The sequence below is a fragment of the Paenibacillus sp. FSL R5-0519 genome (assembly GCF_037974275.1).
Classification (GTDB): Bacteria; Bacillota; Bacilli; order Paenibacillales; family Paenibacillaceae; genus Paenibacillus.
On record NZ_CP150234.1, the window covers coordinates 550,843 to 567,430 of the forward strand.

Sequence of the window (16,588 nt, forward strand, 5' to 3'; positions counted from 1 at the left end):
TGGGAGCGACTTTTGGCTTTGCGCAAGCAAAACAAGGGAAGCGAGCAATCGAAACCGGAGCAATTTGGTTAAGCTACTAAGAGCACACGGAGGATGCCTAGGCGCTAGGAGCCGATGAAGGACGTGGCGAACAACGAAACTGCCTCGGGGAGCTGTAAGCAAGCTTTGATCCGGGGGTGTCCGAATGGGGAAACCCAGCTGGGGTAATTTCCAGTTACTCACAACTGAATACATAGGTTGTGTAGAGGCATACCAGGGGAACTGAAACATCTAAGTACCCTGAGGAAGAGAAAACAATAGTGATTCCGTCAGTAGCGGCGAGCGAACGCGGAGAAGCCCAAACCAGAGAGCTTGCTCTTTGGGGTTGTGGGACGTCTCACATGGAGTTACAAAGGAACCGGTTAAGCGAAGAGGTCTGGAAAGGCCCGCCAAAGAAGGTAAAAGCCCTGTAATTGAAAGTCTGTTCCCTCCGAGACGGATCCCGAGTAGTGCGGGGCACGTGAAACCCCGTATGAATCCGGCAGGACCATCTGCCAAGGCTAAATACTTCCTAGCGACCGATAGTGAAGCAGTACCGTGAGGGAAAGGTGAAAAGCACCCCGGAAGGGGAGTGAAATAGAACCTGAAACCGTGTGCTTACAAAAAGTCAGAGCCCGTTTTAGGGGTGATGGCGTGCCTTTTGTAGAATGAACCGGCGAGTTACGTTCCCGTGCAAGGTTAAGGTGAAGAGCCGGAGCCGCAGCGAAAGCGAGTCTGAATAGGGCGACATAGTACGTGGACGTAGACCCGAAACCGGGTGATCTACCCCTGTCCAGGGTGAAGGTGCGGTAACACGCACTGGAGGCCCGAACCCACGCACGTTGAAAAGTGCGGGGATGAGGTGGGGGTAGCGGAGAAATTCCAATCGAACTCGGAGATAGCTGGTTCTCCCCGAAATAGCTTTAGGGCTAGCCTCGGAAAACAGAGTCGTGGAGGTAGAGCACTGATTGGGTGCGGGGCCCGCAAGGGTTACCAAGCTCAGTCAAACTCCGAATGCCATAGACTTACTTCCGGGAGTCAGACAGTGAGTGCTAAGATCCATTGTCAAAAGGGAAACAGCCCAGACCATCAGCTAAGGTCCCCAAGTGTGTGTTAAGTGGGAAAGGATGTGGAGTTGCACAGACAACCAGGATGTTGGCTTAGAAGCAGCCACCATTGAAAGAGTGCGTAATAGCTCACTGGTCGAGTGACTCTGCGCCGAAAATGTAACGGGGCTAAACACACCACCGAAGCTATGGCTTGATGCTTGCATCAGGGGTAGGGGAGCGTTGTATAAGGGTTGAAGGTGTACCGTAAGGAGCGCTGGACATTATACAAGTGAGAATGCCGGTATGAGTAACGAAAAGATCAGTGAGAATCTGATCCGCCGAAAGCCTAAGGGTTCCTGAGGAAGGCTCGTCCGCTCAGGGTAAGTCGGGACCTAAGGCGAGGCCGAAAGGCGTAGTCGAAGGACAACAGGTCGAAATTCCTGTACCACCGTAAGCCGTTATGAGCAATGGGGGGACGCAGTAGGGTAGTGACGCGGACTGATGGATGTCCGTCTAAGCAGTAAGGCTGATGTGTAGGCAAATCCGCACATCATAAGGCTGAGCTGTGATGGGGAGCGAAAATTATAGTAGCGAAGGTCATGATCTCACACTGCCAAGAAAAGCCTCTAGCCAGGTGAAGGTGCCCGTACCGCAAACCGACACAGGTAGGCGAGAAGAGTATTCTAAGGCGCGCGGAAGAACTCTCGTTAAGGAACTCGGCAAAATGACCCCGTAACTTCGGGAGAAGGGGTGCCCCGGTAGTGTGAATAGCACGAGGGGGCCGCAGTGAAAAGGCCCAAGCGACTGTTTAGCAAAAACACAGGTCTGTGCGAAGCCGTAAGGCGAAGTATACGGGCTGACGCCTGCCCGGTGCTGGAAGGTTAAGGGGAGTGGTTAGGGATTAGTCCCGAAGCTGTGAACCGAAGCCCCAGTAAACGGCGGCCGTAACTATAACGGTCCTAAGGTAGCGAAATTCCTTGTCAGGTAAATTCTGACCCGCACGAATGGCGTAACGACTTGGGCGCTGTCTCAACGAGAGATCCGGTGAAATTTTAATACCTGTGAAGATGCAGGTTACCCGCGACAAGACGGAAAGACCCCATGGAGCTTTACTGCAGCTTGATATTGAATTTGGGTACGATCTGTACAGGATAGGTGGGAGCCTTTGAAGCGTGAGCGCCAGCTTGCGTGGAGGCAACGTTGGGATACCACCCTGATCGTATCTAGGTTCTAACCTGGTACCGTAATCCGGTGCGGGGACAGTGTCAGGTGGGCAGTTTGACTGGGGCGGTCGCCTCCTAAAGAGTAACGGAGGCGCCCAAAGGTTCCCTCAGAATGGTTGGAAATCATTCGAAGAGTGCAAAGGCATAAGGGAGCTTGACTGCGAGACCTACAAGTCGAGCAGGGACGAAAGTCGGGCTTAGTGATCCGGTGGTACCGCATGGAAGGGCCATCGCTCAACGGATAAAAGCTACCCTGGGGATAACAGGCTTATCTCCCCCAAGAGTCCACATCGACGGGGAGGTTTGGCACCTCGATGTCGGCTCATCGCATCCTGGGGCTGAAGTAGGTCCCAAGGGTTGGGCTGTTCGCCCATTAAAGCGGTACGCGAGCTGGGTTCAGAACGTCGTGAGACAGTTCGGTCCCTATCTGTCGTGGGCGTAGGAAATTTGAGAGGAGCTGTCCTTAGTACGAGAGGACCGGGATGGACGTACCGCTGGTGTACCAGTTGTTCCGCCAGGAGCACCGCTGGGTAGCTATGTACGGACGGGATAAACGCTGAAAGCATCTAAGCGTGAAGCCCCCCTCAAGATGAGATTTCCCAGTATGTAAGACCCCTTGAAGACGACGAGGTAGATAGGCTGGGGGTGGAAGTGCAGCAATGCATGGAGCTGACCAGTACTAATCGGTCGAGGGCTTATCCAATAGCAAGTTATAAATCGCATGTTTCGTTTCGAATCTAGTTTTCAGAGAACGAACTCTGAAATGTAAGCTACGCGTTTGGTGGCGATGGCGGAGGGGTTCCACACGTACCCATCCCGAACACGACCGTTAAGCCCTCTAGCGCCGATGGTACTTGGACCGCAGGGTCCTGGGAGAGTAGGACGCCGCCAAGCGAACTCTTTCATCATACATAGAAAACAGGCTCTGCATGTGGACGTTGTACGATGAAATGCATTTGCCTTGCAAATGCATATTATTCCCTGATAGCTCAGTTGGTAGAGCACTCGACTGTTAATCGAGTTGTCACAGGTTCGAGCCCTGTTCGGGGAGCCATTTGCTCTCATAGCTCAGTAGGTAGAGTGCATCCATGGTAAGGATGAGGTCACCGGTTCGATCCCGGTTGAGAGCTTTGGAAATGGGGCCCGTTGGTCAAGGGGTTAAGACACCTCCCTTTCACGGAGGTAACAGGGGTTCGAATCCCCTACGGGTCATAGCAATACCTATTGCTTCAACAAGGGATGAGAATCCCAAAGGTTCGTCGGAGGATGTACTTCGTTAGCAGCTGCTTCGCAGTCTCGAACGAAGTGAGAGTATCCCCTACGGCTCATATAGATGGAGGCTTAGCTCAGCTGGGAGAGCATCTGCCTTACAAGCAGAGGGTCGGGGGTTCGATCCCCTCAGCCTCCACCATCTAATTATTGGGGATTAGCCAAGCGGTAAGGCAACGGACTTTGACTCCGTCATGCATAGGTTCAAATCCTATATCCCCAGCCATTTTATGAGTCATTAGCTCAGTTGGTAGAGCACCTGACTTTTAATCAGGGTGTCGAAGGTTCGAGCCCTTCATGACTCACCATTATATGCGCGTGTGGCGGAATTGGCAGACGCACTAGACTTAGGATCTAGCGTCTTTGACGTGGGGGTTCAAGTCCCTCCACGCGCATCCTTTATTTGCGGAAGTGGCTCAGCGGTAGAGCATCGCCTTGCCAAGGCGAGGGTCGCGGGTTCGATTCCCGTCTTCCGCTCCAATATTTGCGCCCTTAGCTCAGCTGGATAGAGCGTTTGACTACGAATCAAAAGGCCGGGAGTTCGAATCTCTCAGGGCGCGCCATTATTTTCATTAATATCGGGATGTAGCTCAGCTTGGTAGAGCACCTGGTTTGGGACCAGGGGGTCGCATGTTCAAATCGTGTCATCCCGATTGTTATTATGCGGGTGTAGTTCAATGGTAGAACTTTAGCCTTCCAAGCTAATAGCGTGGGTTCGATTCCCATCACCCGCTTACATTATTTATAAAAAAACTCTCCGCATATGGAGGTTTTTTTATTTTTTTATGCGCGAAGAAGCAGTTATATTATGTAGCTTTACAGGTTTATTATAAAGAGCCAAAACGACCTCTGTATGCTAAATAGGGTCGCTTGGCTCTTTTGTTTACTATTTGGGAAGAAGATACTTTTAGAGCATCAGTTAGACTGGGATTTGGGCCAATTAGCGCTCGTTGTGATCGGTTACTCTTCTACGCATGCCTGCTAAACCGAGGAGTCCCAGCAGACCGAGCCAGCCCCAATCCATGCCATTATCCCGATTGGTTGTTGCGGCGTTAGCACGAACACTGTTCGTACGATAGTCACCATTGTTGCGGTAGTTCCCATCCATGTTCATGTTGGTATTTGTGCGATTCATGTAGTTGCTGTCCTGATAAGACTGGACACGTGAACCGTTGGTGTCCATTCCTTTGGTCATATGATTATCAGCAGCAGCAGGACCAGCTAAAGAGGCGACGAGAAGCACAGAAGCAATAATCGTTGTAGCTTTTTTCATTAAGTTGAGTCCTCCTTTTTTTAGAGCTACAGATTAATCTGCCCAAGAGGACAAGAAAACTATGTAGGAATGATCTGTAAAGTTATCCTTTAATACAGTATGTTAGGACAAAATACATAAGAAACTTTTCTAAAAAGCAGACTGTACTATGAAGAAAATTATATTTACATCTTTAATTTATTGCGTCACTGTGGTAAAGTATACAAAAGCTTGCTTTGCCGGTCATGTTTCTTTGTATGAACCTGGTTACAAATAATGAAATTATGCAGTTTTACCTTATAAACATGTACGGTTACTCATATCTAAATTAATCGTATATTTATGAGTTTTTAGGTATAGGTATGAGACCTTAGGTTTATCTAAAGTATGTGAAAAAGGTATCATGCGACAGCATATGACCATTAATTGAAGCAGAACAAGAAAATGAATAAAAAAGCGTGTTTTTGTGCTGTAAATCGGGGATAATCCCCATTTTTTCTAGTAGAAAAATGAAGATTTTCGTACCATTTTATTGTATGATGTTATGAAGGTGTCAAATTTGCGTGTACGAATGGAACGATCAGATGGGAGGATAAGCATGACTGAAACTATGGTAACCGCCAGCAAAAGCCAATCCAACAACCTGCTTCGGCGAGACGTGCGGTTCCTGGGCAATATACTCGGAGAAGTTCTTGTCCATCAAGGCGGCACGGAGCTTCTAGATATCGTTGAGAAGATTCGGGAAACGAGCAAATCGTTGCGTGCAGAATTTCTGCCAGAACTCTATGCAGAGTTCAAAACGATGATCCAGGAATTAGACTCGGACAATCGTCATCAGGTTATTCGGGCATTCGCTATTTATTTTCAATTAGTTAATATTGCTGAACAAAACCATCGGATCCGGCGTAAACGGGATTATGAACGTTCTGCAGGGGACGCTGTGCAGCCAGGATCGATTGAGAAAGCAGTACAGGATCTTAAGGAACGTGGATTGTCTCATACAGAAGTAGAAGAGATTCTCGACGATTTGTCGCTGGAACTCGTTATGACAGCTCACCCAACCGAAGCCATGCGCCGGGTTATTCTGGACATCCACAAACGGATATCCGAAGATGTCATGCTACTTGATAATCCTACGCTGACGTTGCGTGAACGTGAACAGTTGCGTGAGAAACTGCTGAATGAGGTTATTACACTCTGGCAGACAGATGAACTTCGCGACCGCAAACCGACTGTACTCGATGAAGTGCGGAACGGGATGTACTACTTTCATGAAACGTTGTTCCACGTACTTCCGGATGTATATCAGGAGCTGGAACGCTGCCTGAACAAATTTTATCCTGACCATGACTGGCATGTGCCGACGTATTTGCGGTTCGGTTCCTGGATCGGTGGAGACCGGGATGGAAATCCTTCGGTAACTTCAGATGTAACATGGCAGACGTTGTTGATGCAGCGCAAGCTCGCTTTGCGTGAATACCAACGGATTATGATTGAACTTATGGGCCATCTCAGCTTCAGCACGAACATCATCCACGTATCGGATGAGCTGGTGCAGTCGATTGAGCAGGACCGTAGTTGTGTAACGTTGAAAAAAGTGGATATGTGGCGGAATGAAAAAGAGCCATACCGCATCAAGTTGGCCTATATGATTGCCAAGTTGAACAATGTATTGGATGAGAACAAATTAGGTCAGGTTGACCGTTATCATAGCGCTCAGGATTTGATTGATGATCTGATGATTATTGATCGAAGTCTGCGCCATCATTTTGCCGATTACGTAGCGGATACAACTATTCGCAAAATGATTCGTCAAGTTGAGTTGTTTGGTTTCCATACCGCAGCATTGGATGTGCGTCAGCACAGTCAGGAACATGAAAATGCGATGTCGGAGATTTTGGCGAAAATGAACATTGTAGAAGATTATGCGCGTCTGACTGAAGACGGTAAAATCGATCTGCTTGCTCGTTTGCTGGATGATCCGCGTCCGCTTACTTCTCCTTATCACCAATACACGGAGGGAACCAAAGAGTGTCTGGATGTTTTCCGTACCATTAAGCGTGCCCAGAACGAATTCGGGACCGGCTGTATTACAAGTTACCTGATCAGTATGACACAGGGCGCAAGTGACTTGCTGGAGGTTATGGTATTTGCCAAGGAAGTAGGCTTATTCACCAAAGGAAACAATGGTGAGGTTGTATCTACACTTCAAGCGGTACCGCTGTTTGAAACGATTGATGACCTTCATGCGGCTTCGGACATTATGCAGAAGCTATTTAACCTTCCTGTATACCGCGCAAGCGTAAAAGGACGGAATGAACTACATGAAATCATGCTAGGTTATTCCGACAGTAACAAGGATGGCGGAGTGGTTACAGCCAACTGGGAACTGCGTGTAGCAATGAATGCGATCACGGCTGTAGGTAATGAACACGGCGTTAAGTTGAAGTTCTTCCATGGACGTGGCGGAGCTCTTGGACGTGGCGGCATGCCACTCAATCGCAGTATTCTTGCTCAACCACCGCATACCATTGGTGGAGGCATCAAGATTACAGAGCAGGGAGAGGTTATTTCTTCTCGTTACTCCCTTCAGGGAATTGCATACCGTAGTCTGGAGCAGGCAACTTCTGCACTGATTACAGCAGCACTGAATGGTCTTGAGCCGCAAGAATCAGAATCCGAGCGTCATTGGGACAGCATCATCAAAGAGATCTCACAAGTATCTTTGACGAAATATCAGGATTTGATTTTCCGTGATCCGGACTTCTTTACCTTCTTCAAGGAATCCACACCGCTTCCAGAGGTGGGTGAACTGAATATTGGTTCGCGTCCGTCCAAACGGAAAGGTAGCGACAAGTTCGAAGATCTGAGAGCAATTCCTTGGGTATTTGCATGGACGCAAAGTCGTTATCTGCTTCCGGCATGGTATGCGGCAGGAACAGGGCTGCAAAGTTTCTATCAGGATAAAGAGGAAAATCTGGTTGTCCTAAAAGAAATGTATGCAAGCTTCCCATTCTTCCGCACGCTGATTGATACGGTTCAGATGGCTGTAGCGAAGGCAGATCTGGTCATTGCCAAAGAGTACTCAGCCATGACTTCCAACAAGGAAGCACGGGATCGCATATATGGACAAATCGAATCTGAATTCAAGCTTACAAAAGAGCTTATTCTGAAAATTACCGGAGAAGCTGAAATTCTGGATGATGTACCGGTTATTCAAGAATCCATTCGTCTTCGTAACCCTTATGTTGATCCGTTGTCCTACATGCAGGTCCAGCTTCTAAGTGAGCTCAGAGATATGCGTGAACGTGGTGAGGACGATACGGAACTGCTCAGAGAAGTGTTGCTGACCATCAATGGCATCGCTGCAGGGCTGCGTAATACAGGTTGAGAATTTAACTGCATCTGAAAAATTATATGCAACAAAGTACCCATTACGTTGTTAAATAATAGCTCCATTCTCTACTCTACGGAGTGAGAGATGAAACGGGACTCCTGCGGGAGTTCCCGTTTTTACTGTTTTTGGCGGATATTTGTCATACAGTCTTGATTTTTGACCAAAGTTGATTTACGATTTGATTGGTGAATTACAAGTGTGGACGGGTATCAGAAGACGGAAGACCCATCAGCATGTCTGGGGGAATAAGGGTGGACAATTTGGAGAATAGGCTTGTGAGACTGGTGCTTAAAGGCGACCAGAGAGCCTTCGCAGAAATCGTTGAACTATATAAGGACAAGCTGTTTCATTTGGCATATCGGATGCTGAACAATCGTCATGAAGCTGAGGACGTTGTGCAGGAGACGTTTTTGCGTGTGTTTCGCAATATGGATAAGTATGATCCGAACCAGAAGTTTTCAACCTGGATCTACCGGATCGCCACCAATCTGTGTATTGACCGACTGCGCAGAAAGAAACCTTCATACTCTTTGGATGCTGAACTGAATGATCAGGAAGGATCGGATGGTTATGCGATGCTTCCGAGTGATGATCGTACACCAGAGAGTGAGGCACTGCTGTCAGAGACGCAAACGCTCATTCGTGAAGCCATTGACAGTTTGCCAGCCAAGTATAAGTCCGTTATGATTCTAAGGTATTTACAGGACTTGTCGTTACAGGAAATCAGTGACGTGACAGGTATGCCCGTAACAACGATCAAGACACGCGTTCATCGGGGCCGTGATTTTCTACGTAAAAAATTGGAATACAAGTTATAAATGTTATACGCCTTGAAATATGGGCAAAATTATTTGAAACATATCCGAAACGGATGCGTATGTAATGTATGCAAGTCTTATGCGTGCTTTTTAATGGCTCATGGACTAAGTGATTTAAGAAAGGATTGGCTCTCATATGGATTGCAACTCGGCCGTCTCTTTAATGCATGAATGTTTGGATGAGTCGTTGTCCCCGGCCCAGAAGGTTGAATTAAAAAGTCACCTGGTGATCTGTCCGGATTGTCGCATGCGCTTTAAAGAGTTGGAACAGACGGAAATGCTACTCTTTGCCATGAAACACTATTCACCGTCTGCCTCTGATGAGCTGACCAATCGAATTATGAATGCTCTGCCCCAGCCCAAGAGACAGCAAATATGGCTCAAATGGGTCAAAGGACATCCCGCGCTGACGGCGGCAGCCTTCTTTTTGGTCGTGATGCTCTTTAGCGCCTTGAATTTCTGGAATCAGAATAACGAAATGGTTGTTAAGGGAAATAATCTGGACCAGATCGTGATTCAGGGTAACACGGTTATTGTTCCTGAAGGTAAGTCAATTGCTGGCGATCTTACGATAGAAAATGGAACCGCACAAGTATATGGTGATGTGAACGGCAATCTGACGGTTATCGACGGACAACTGTTTCAGGCTTCAACGGCGCATATTTCGGGTCAGGTGAAAAGTATTGATCAAGCGCTGGACTGGGTCTGGTACAAAATAACCAATATGGTAAATGAAGTGGCTTATCGCTAGAACAGGGTAAAATCTTCAATGGTATATACCAAGCAGGGTACCTCCAGATTGCATGGGGTACTCTTTTTTTATACGTAAACTTTGTAATTCATGGTAAATGTGATGTTTATGTGCAGTTTGAGACTGCCGTAACTTGCAACCTGAACGTTAACGTTATAACCTAGATACTAAAGAGAACATACTACTACATATAGATAAGCATTTTGTATATATCGAATGATGCAAAAATGCGCAGACAAAGGATTATATAAAATCCTAATGGGTTAATATGAGATCAGGGTTTACTCATCAATGGGGATAGCGGGGGCTGGCTTATGAATTATTTTGCTGACTTAACGTGGACAGAGTCCATTAAGGACGTTATCGATATATTGATCGTTACCTATATTATGTACAAACTGATTTTGCTTGTGCGGGGTACACGTGCTGTTCAGCTCCTGAAAGGAATTCTGTTCCTTTGCTGATCTGGGCATTAAGTACGTGGCTAAACCTGTATACGCTCAAATGGTTAATGAACCAAATGTTTACGTTTGGTGTCGTTGCGGTGTTCATTATCTTTCAGCCGGAACTGCGTCGTGGTCTGGAGCAATTGGGACGCGGTAAGCTATTTGGTCGTTCAGCGGCAGCGAGTGATGAAGAGTTAACGGTGTTAATTGGTGAGATTATTAAGTCTGTTAATTATCTGTCACGGCGTAAAATCGGCGCATTGGTCGTATTTGAACGTGAAACGGGTCTGAACGATTACACAGAATCGGGTATTAAGATGCACTCTCTGGTCAGCTCGGAGCTGATGATTAACATCTTTATTCCAAATACACCGCTCCATGATGGAGCCGTCATTATACAAGGGAAACAGATTTCGGCGGCAGCTTGTTATTTGCCATTATCAGAGAATCCGTTTATCAGTAAAGAATTGGGGACACGCCATCGTGCAGCCATCGGGATCACCGAAGTTGCAGATGCGATCTGTTTGGTTGTCTCCGAGGAGACCGGACAAGTATCACTGGCGATGAACGGGCAGGTCGTTCGTGATATTAAGGAAGAATCACTGATTGCCAAACTGTATGAGGAGTTGCGCCCTACATCCAATCTGAAAAAGAATGGTTGGACAACCTTCTGGAAACGGAAGGGAGGACGTAACAATGGATAAGTGGTTTAACAATAATAACTTCGCCAAAATACTTGCGCTTGCGGTAAGTCTGCTGCTCTGGTTCATGATTCATCTGGATGAAGTACCAACCACCCCTACGATTACAACAGGCACAACCAATAAGGTTGTGGAACGTACGGTGCCTGTTCAACCTTATGGATTAGACAGCAACAGCTATGTGCTTACTTCATTAAGTACGGATGAGGTCCGGTTGGAGATTAAAGGACAGCGCTCGATGCTCACATCGATTTTTACCAATGATGATTACAAGGTACTGGTGGATCTGAGCCAAGTGAAAGATGGGTCGAATACACTGCCGCTTGTACCTGATTTGCCATCCGGGGTGGAAGTAGTCAGTATGGAGCCTTCCATGGTTACCGTGAATGTAGAAAAATTGGGCACCAAATCCTTCAATGTGAATATTGTACCCGAAGGGGAACCATCCGCCGGATACAGCGCTGGAACGCCCGTGATCGAACCTTCGACGCCGGTCAAGGTAACTCTGCCCGAAGGACAACTCGAGGCAGTAGCGAAGGTCCAGGGCAGTCTGAGCGTAAAAGATGCCAAGGAAGATGTCATACAGAAAAAAGTGAAACTTCAAGCATATGATGCTGAAGGTAAGGTCCTTGAAAACGCGATTATAACGCCTCAAACGGTTGAAGTCCGAGTTCCGGTCAGTCAGCCCTATACATCTATACCCTTAAGAATCAAATATTCGGGACAGCTACCAGAAGGCCTGGTTCTCTCCACAGTAGAGCCTAGCGTGAAAGAAGTCTCGGTTTATGGATCTGAGGATGCGCTTGCGGGTATACAGTCCTACGACCAAGTAACCCTTGATCTTACCCAGTTTGATCAGTCGGGTACATCGACAGTTAACGTGGACTTGACGCCGCCTTCCGGTTTTGAGAAAATCGAGCCTAGTTCGATTCAGCTCAAGGTAACCATATCACCATTTGACGAGGCAGAGGAGACAACGAAAGTCTTTCCGAACGTCCCTATCACACTTACCGGTGCGGGAAATGGACTGGAAGGGACGCTGGTTACGCCTCGAAGCGGCGGTCTGAACCTTACACTCACAGGCTCACCAAGCATGCTTGAGGGTCTGAGTAGTGAGGATATCAAGTTGACAGGTGATCTTGCTGGACTTGCGGTTGGAACGCATGAGATCAAGCTTGAAGCCGACCTGCCCCGTTATGCCAAACTGGATGAATCGTCCAATGCTCTGAGTGCAACGGTCAAAATTAGCGAAAAGGCTGAAGACACAACGACTACTCCTAGCGAAGAGCCGACTGACGAGGGAACGGTAGCACCTGACCCTTCACCAGCAGAGGTCGAAAATGGGGGGACTGAGCCTGTTCCTGATGAAGAAGAAACGGAATCGAATACGGATACTCAGGATCAGGGCCAACAGGGGAACACAAACAGTCGAGGTAATTTAAATAATAATAACAGCGGTACTGGCAGTAAAAGTGGCACGAATCCGTAAAAGTTCTAATTTTAAAATTCTCAAAAAATAATATTAGTGCTCGTATATGATGCGAATAGAAGGAGTTAAATCATGGGGAAATATTTTGGTACAGACGGTGTAAGAGGAGTTGCCAATAAAGAGTTAACGGCAGAGCTTGCTTACAGCATTGGACGTTGTGGTGGTTACGTGCTTGCAGGTGGTGTGGAAAGACCAAAAGTGGTTATTGGCATGGATACTCGTATCTCGGGATTGATGTTGGAATCCGCACTGGTTGCAGGTCTGTTGTCCATTGGCGCTGATGTAATTCGTCTGGGCGTTGTATCCACTCCGGGAGTAGCATATATTGCACGTTTGCTGAAAGCTGACGCAGGTGTGATGATCTCGGCTTCCCACAATCCTGTAGAGGATAACGGTATCAAGTTCTTTGGGGGAGATGGCTTCAAGCTGTCCGATGAGACAGAGAACCGGATTGAAGAGCTGATGGATGCGGAGACAGATCAATTGCCACGACCAGTGGGTGGCGGTCTAGGTACAGTAACGATGGATGAGGAATCCCGTTATCGTTACCTCGACTTCCTGAAAACGACGGTTAATGAGTCGTTCTCTGGTCTTAAAATTGTTTTGGACTGTGCGAACGGAGCAGCTTATGAGCTGGCACCGAAATTATTCAGTGAACTTGGTGCAGAAGTCATTGCCATTGGCGCTGAGCCAAACGGCCTGAATATTAATGAGCAATGTGGCTCAACGCATCCAGAGAACCTGAAACAGGAAGTGCTCAAACATAAAGCGGATCTGGGTCTTGCTTTTGACGGGGATGCAGATCGTCTGATTGCTATTGATGAGACTGGCGCTGAGGTGGATGGAGACTTCATTCTGTGTATCTGTGGTGATGCCATGAATCGTGCAGGCAAGTTGAAGGACAGCACTGTTGTATCAACGGTTATGAGTAACATCGGATTCTACAAAGCAACAGAGAAACTTGCACTGAAAACAGCTAAAACTGCAGTAGGTGACCGTTATGTGATGGAGGAAATGCGTCGCGGCGGTTACAACCTAGGCGGAGAGCAATCTGGCCATGTTATTTTCCTGGATTACAATACAACGGGAGATGGCATGCTGACTGCGATTCAACTCGTGGATACGCTCAAGGCTTCCGGTAAAAAACTGAGTGAGCTCAAAGCGCTAATGACCCAGTACCCACAAGTATTGGTGAATGTGCGTGTTGAAGATAAGAGCAAATATGAAGGCAATTCTGCAATTGAGCAAGCTATTGCTACAGTAGAACAACAACTTGGCGATAATGGGCGTGTGCTCGTTCGTGCTTCTGGGACAGAATCTCTGATCCGTGTTATGGCAGAAGGACCAGACAAAGACGAACTTGAACAATTTGTGTCTCAAATCGCGGATGTAGTTCAAAAAGAACTGGTATAGGATTGGTACGTGTTCAAAAAGTCTGGTTTTCAGTACCAAGAAGATGGAATGAAGATAGAAATGAAGTAGCGGAGTGTAGGCAAACTACGTGAGCAACCACAATGTTTCAATAGTAAACATACTTCGTAAGCTCCCGCTTATTTCGGCTGAATTTCATATTCGATGCTGATAATGCCATTAGGCATGATTCGTAATCAAAAGCGGACTTTTTGAATTTCCTCTATTCATGAATATTCCTGCGTCCCGGCCTGATGAGACCATAGGTCCGATTATCCGGTCGGGATTGTGGGTAAATATGCTGAAATTGTCACAGGTACTTTGCTCCATTGCAAAATGGACCTGACGTGCATATAATGAGTGGAGTCGTCATTCAGACACAGAAAGTGAGGGACGTAAGGTTACAGTTACACAAGCGCCAGAGCTTGGAGTTGCGCGGGATGATGTTGATCAGGATTTCTTCTAGGTTGAAGAACGGCTGATTAAGATCAACGGCAATCAAGCTGACGAGGTGGAGGTGTTCGGATTGTTCGGCGGGGACCTCCCGGTGAAGCACCAGAGCCGTAAACCGGATTGCGGAAAATGGATAGGTGACTGTCCACACAACGCGCCGGTGCAGGTGCAAGAGTCATACTAAAATTCAAATGAATGTGCGTGAAGAGCGTAAACAGTACGCGGACGGGAAAATGATGTACATTCATGATTGCATTCATAACAGCTTATGATGACAGCGGGGCGACACGAGGTCGCTCTGATCATTGATAATTGAATAAGTACCAAGTATTCATGAAACGCTAGGCAATCACTCATTTTTCCGATATGCCGCCTCTGCCTGTTTCTCTTCGTGACACAGTATTCATATACAAACGGAGGAAATAAACTATGTGCGGTATTGTTGGATATATTGGTAATAAGAACACTCAATCGGTATTGGTCGAAGGATTGAAGAAACTCGAGTATCGTGGTTATGATTCTGCAGGTATTGCGGTATTCACACCAGAAGGTCTGCAAATCACGAAAGCTCTTGGTCGCCTTGCGAACCTTGAAGCCAAACTGGATGGTGCGCCACTGGTTGGTAATGCCGGAATTGGACATACACGTTGGGCAACTCATGGTAAACCATCAGATGAGAACTCCCATCCACACACGGATGGAAGCCAGAAATTCTCTGTTGTGCATAACGGTATTATTGAGAACTATCTGGAGCTGAAGGATGAGCTGATCTCCCAAGGTCATACATTCACTTCCGAGACAGATACTGAAGTCATTTCTCACCTGGTTGCACGTGAATACAATGGTGATATCGTTAAAACAGTACAAAAAGTGATCACGCTGTTGCGTGGTGCATTTGCACTGGGTGTATTGACAGAGCATGAACCTGAGAAACTCGTTGCTGTACGTCAAGCTAGCCCATTGATTATTGGTGTTGGTGAAGGCGAGAACTTCATTGGTTCTGATATCCCGGCAATTCTGGAACATACACGTAATGTGTACATTCTCAATGATGGTGAAATGGCTGTATTGACACATGATGCTGTCGAATTGATGACGATTGAAGGCAACTTTATTTCTCGGGAAATGATTCGTGTCGATTGGGATGCTGTTACCGCAGAAAAAGGCGGATTCGAGCACTTCATGCTGAAAGAAATTCATGAGCAACCAAAAGCATATCGTGATACAATGCTGGGTCGCATCGATAATGAAGGCAAAAAAGTTCAACTTCCTGAGTTGAAAATGACTGAAGAACAAATTAAAAATATCCGTAACGTTCAAATCATTGCATGTGGTACAGCGTACCATGCAGGTCTGGTTGGACGTACAGTGATTGAGCAATTGGTTCGTATTCCGGTTGAAACAGATGTGGCTTCCGAGTACCGTTACCGTTCCCCAATCGTGCACAAAGATACACTCGTAATCGTAGTGAGCCAATCCGGTGAAACTGCCGATACGCTTGCTGCATTGCGTGAAGCACAATCCAATGGTGCACATGTACTTGCAATCACAAACGTAGTGGGTAGCTCCATTGCACGTGATGCAGATGATGTTATCGCAACATTGGCAGGTCCTGAAATTGCTGTAGCTTCTACCAAAGCGTATACTTCACAGTTGATCGCGTTCAACTTGCTGGGTCTGTACCTTGCACAAGTTCGTGGTACACAAACTGCTGAAGAGATTGCACACACGCTGGCAGCGATGCAAGCATTGCCTGAGCAAGTAGAGTCCATGTTGGAACAAGCCGATGCAATCAAAGGATATGCAGAGCAAATCTCCAAACATGAACATCTCTTCTTCATCGGCCGTGGTCTGGACTATGCAGTAGCTCAAGAAGGATCGTTGAAGCTGAAAGAGATCTCTTATATTCACTCTGAGGCTTATGCTGCGGGTGAGTTGAAACACGGTACGCTTGCACTGATCGAAGACGGTATTCCTGTTATTGCCCTGGCAACACAGGAGAACGTACTTGAGAAAACAGTGAGCAACATCAAAGAAGTGAAAGCACGTGGCGCGGATGTACTGGCAATTACGTACGAAGAGCACGTAGCACCATTGCTGAAATCCGTAGACCAAGCGTTTGCCATTCCTAAGACGTTGCCACTCTTGAGCCCGGCTCTGTCTGTAGTTGCGCTGCAATTGCTGGCATACTATGCTTCTCTGGCACTTGGTCACGATGTGGATAAACCACGTAACCTGGCGAAAAGCGTAACGGTTGAGTAACGGATTGTTAAATTATTATAATATTTAAGTTTATATAAGAGGGTCCTGAT

General features: G+C 47.0%; 7 protein-coding genes, 11 tRNA genes, 2 rRNA genes and 1 pseudogene. 20 read left to right on the forward strand and 1 reads right to left on the reverse strand.

Features of this window, described 5'->3' with window-relative positions:
* Positions 1-66 precede the first annotated feature (66 nt).
* The 13 genes from MKY73_RS02380 (at position 67) to MKY73_RS02440 (ending at position 4,293) form a co-directional block, all read left to right on the forward strand.
* A 23S ribosomal RNA gene (locus tag MKY73_RS02380) occupies positions 67-2,993 on the forward strand.
* A gap of 74 nt (positions 2,994-3,067) precedes the next feature.
* Positions 3,068-3,184, forward strand: a 5S ribosomal RNA gene (gene rrf, locus MKY73_RS02385).
* Between the two features lie 84 nt (positions 3,185-3,268).
* A tRNA-Asn gene (locus MKY73_RS02390) sits at positions 3,269-3,344 on the forward strand.
* 3 nt (positions 3,345-3,347) lie between these two features.
* Positions 3,348-3,420: transfer RNA gene (locus MKY73_RS02395), tRNA-Thr, on the forward strand.
* Between the two features lie 10 nt (positions 3,421-3,430).
* Positions 3,431-3,502: transfer RNA gene (locus MKY73_RS02400), tRNA-Glu, on the forward strand.
* 123 nt (positions 3,503-3,625) lie between these two features.
* Positions 3,626-3,701 (forward strand) — tRNA-Val (locus tag MKY73_RS02405).
* Positions 3,702-3,710: 9 nt separating this feature from the next.
* Positions 3,711-3,785, forward strand: a tRNA-Gln gene (locus MKY73_RS02410).
* 6 nt (positions 3,786-3,791) lie between these two features.
* Positions 3,792-3,867 (forward strand) — tRNA-Lys (locus MKY73_RS02415).
* Between the two features lie 6 nt (positions 3,868-3,873).
* Positions 3,874-3,954: transfer RNA gene (locus tag MKY73_RS02420), tRNA-Leu, on the forward strand.
* A gap of 10 nt (positions 3,955-3,964) precedes the next feature.
* Positions 3,965-4,039 (forward strand) — tRNA-Gly (locus tag MKY73_RS02425).
* A 6-nt stretch (positions 4,040-4,045) separates the two neighbouring features.
* Positions 4,046-4,122: transfer RNA gene (locus tag MKY73_RS02430), tRNA-Arg, on the forward strand.
* Between the two features lie 16 nt (positions 4,123-4,138).
* Positions 4,139-4,212 (forward strand) — tRNA-Pro (locus MKY73_RS02435).
* Positions 4,213-4,222: 10 nt separating this feature from the next.
* A tRNA-Gly gene (locus MKY73_RS02440) sits at positions 4,223-4,293 on the forward strand.
* A gap of 206 nt (positions 4,294-4,499) precedes the next feature.
* On the opposite strand, the gene MKY73_RS02445 is transcribed toward MKY73_RS02440, so the two are convergent.
* Positions 4,500-4,832 carry a WGxxGxxG family protein gene (locus MKY73_RS02445; protein WP_339305462.1) on the reverse strand — a complete coding sequence of 111 codons (333 nt, stop codon included), beginning with the start codon at positions 4,830-4,832 and terminating at the stop codon, positions 4,500-4,502.
* Between the two features lie 577 nt (positions 4,833-5,409).
* On the opposite strand from MKY73_RS02445, the gene ppc reads away from it, so the two are divergent.
* The 7 genes and pseudogenes from ppc to glmS all read left to right on the forward strand — a co-directional run bounded on the left by ppc (position 5,410) and on the right by glmS (position 16,538).
* Positions 5,410-8,202 carry a phosphoenolpyruvate carboxylase gene (gene ppc / locus MKY73_RS02450; RefSeq protein WP_339305463.1) on the forward strand — a complete coding sequence of 931 codons (2,793 nt, stop codon included), beginning with the start codon at positions 5,410-5,412 and terminating at the stop codon, positions 8,200-8,202.
* A gap of 257 nt (positions 8,203-8,459) precedes the next feature.
* Positions 8,460-9,026, forward strand: a complete 567-nt coding sequence (gene sigW, locus MKY73_RS02455; protein WP_339305465.1) for an RNA polymerase sigma factor SigW — start codon at positions 8,460-8,462, stop codon at positions 9,024-9,026.
* Between the two features lie 136 nt (positions 9,027-9,162).
* Complete coding sequence (locus MKY73_RS02460; protein WP_339237968.1) at positions 9,163-9,777, forward strand: zf-HC2 domain-containing protein; 615 nt, start codon at positions 9,163-9,165, stop codon at positions 9,775-9,777.
* 314 nt (positions 9,778-10,091) lie between these two features.
* Positions 10,092-10,927, forward strand: a pseudogene (gene cdaA / locus MKY73_RS02465) (diadenylate cyclase CdaA).
* Complete coding sequence (locus MKY73_RS02470) at positions 10,920-12,413, forward strand: CdaR family protein (protein ID WP_339305466.1); 1,494 nt, start codon at positions 10,920-10,922, stop codon at positions 12,411-12,413. Before cdaA ends, MKY73_RS02470 begins: the two are co-directional and overlap by 8 nt.
* Positions 12,414-12,485: 72 nt before the next feature.
* Complete coding sequence (glmM, locus tag MKY73_RS02475; RefSeq protein WP_339237964.1) at positions 12,486-13,826, forward strand: phosphoglucosamine mutase; 1,341 nt, start codon at positions 12,486-12,488, stop codon at positions 13,824-13,826.
* Between the two features lie 879 nt (positions 13,827-14,705).
* Entirely contained in the window at positions 14,706-16,538 is a 1,833-nt protein-coding gene (gene glmS, locus MKY73_RS02480; RefSeq protein WP_339305468.1) for a glutamine--fructose-6-phosphate transaminase (isomerizing), read from the forward strand.
* Positions 16,539-16,588: the final 50 nt, after the last annotated feature.